Source organism: Plantibacter sp. CFBP 13570 (assembly GCF_014841395.1).
GTDB classification, from domain to species: domain Bacteria; phylum Actinomycetota; class Actinomycetes; order Actinomycetales; family Microbacteriaceae; genus Plantibacter; species Plantibacter auratus.
Genome location: NZ_JACYTW010000135.1, coordinates 1 through 1176, shown reverse-complemented (window position 1 = coordinate 1176; position 1176 = coordinate 1). Strand labels below are relative to the sequence as shown.

Here is a 1176-nt window from a genome sequence, read left to right as displayed (position 1 = left end):
TCCGCGTGACGGATGGCGCCGGCCAGCAGCGGCACGACGGTGCCGCCGGCGCGGCGGACGGCGGCGATCGGTCCGCGACCCTCGGCCATGCCGCGGACCCGGTGGGCGGAACGGATCACCTCCAGTTCGTGCCCGAACCGCGGCACGAACCGGTAGGCGGCGAGCGCCGTGTACCCGATCCGGTAGGGCACGTGCAGCTGCTGGATCATCGCGCGGACGAACTCCGGACCGGTCGAGGTGAGGCCGCCGATGCAGGCGAGGACGAGGAGGGCCGCGAGTCGCAGTGCCGTTGCGAGGCCGACGAGCAGCGCGCCGAGGAAGAATCGGTAGTCGCCGACCTGGAACAGCAGGACGGACTGGTCGACGCGGCTCGGGTCGGTCCACAGGCCGAAGCTGAACGACATGATCGCGACGAGGAGCGGCAGCGCCACGAAGAGCAGGAGGGCGACCGTCCGCGTCAGGCTGGCTCCTACGAGGATGACGACGACCGCGAGGGCGATGAACAGCGCCGGCGTGACCGGGTCCCTCGTGAACGCGAGCAGGATCATCACCGGGAGCGGAGCGCCGAGCTTCGCGAGGGGGTTCAACCGGTACAGGAATCGACCGGCCGGTGCCGTGCCCGAGGCGTACGGGTCGATCGTCGTGGCGCTCATCGGGCGGCCGCCCCGGGCAGGTCGTCGAGTCTCGACAGGTGCCGCCAGTCGGGGTGGTTCGCCAGCGAGCGCATCGCTTGGGCGAGCGGTGGTGGCCGGAGCCCCGCGCGGCGCAGGAGCTCGTCGTCGCCGAGGACCGCGGCAGTCGTGTCGTGGGCGAGCAGGTGACCGCCGGCCATCACCGCGACGTGACTCGCGTGATCGGCGACGAGCTGGAGGTCGTGGGTCACGACGAGGACCGTGGTGCCCTGCGCGTTGAGTCCGGCGAGGAGGTCCAGGAGCTCGTTCGCCCGCGCCCGGTCCTGACCGAAGGTCGGCTCGTCGAGCGCGAGCACCGGAGCTCCGGCGATGAGGGCGCTCCCGACGGACAGTCGGCGCTTCTGGCCGCCGGAGAGGAGGAACGGATGCACGTCGCGTGCGGATTCCAGGCCGAACCGCCGCAGCAGGTCGTCGACGCGCCGCTCGATCCCGGCATCATCGACACCCCGGATCCGCAGGCCGTGCGCGAGTTCATCGTGGACGG

At 71.9% G+C, this 1176-nt stretch carries 2 protein-coding genes; both read right to left on the bottom strand.

Annotated features, from left to right (window positions below; translation table 11 throughout):
- Positions 1-653 (bottom strand): energy-coupling factor transporter transmembrane component T family protein (locus IFT89_RS19875; RefSeq protein WP_202939847.1); only part of this gene is annotated, 653 nt, incomplete at its 3' end.
- Positions 650-1120: an ATP-binding cassette domain-containing protein gene (locus IFT89_RS19870; RefSeq protein WP_307783560.1), complete on the bottom strand. Its 471-nt coding sequence runs from the start codon at positions 1118-1120 to the stop codon at positions 650-652. The genes IFT89_RS19875 and IFT89_RS19870, both read right to left, overlap by 4 nt.
- Positions 1121-1176 lie beyond the last annotated feature (56 nt).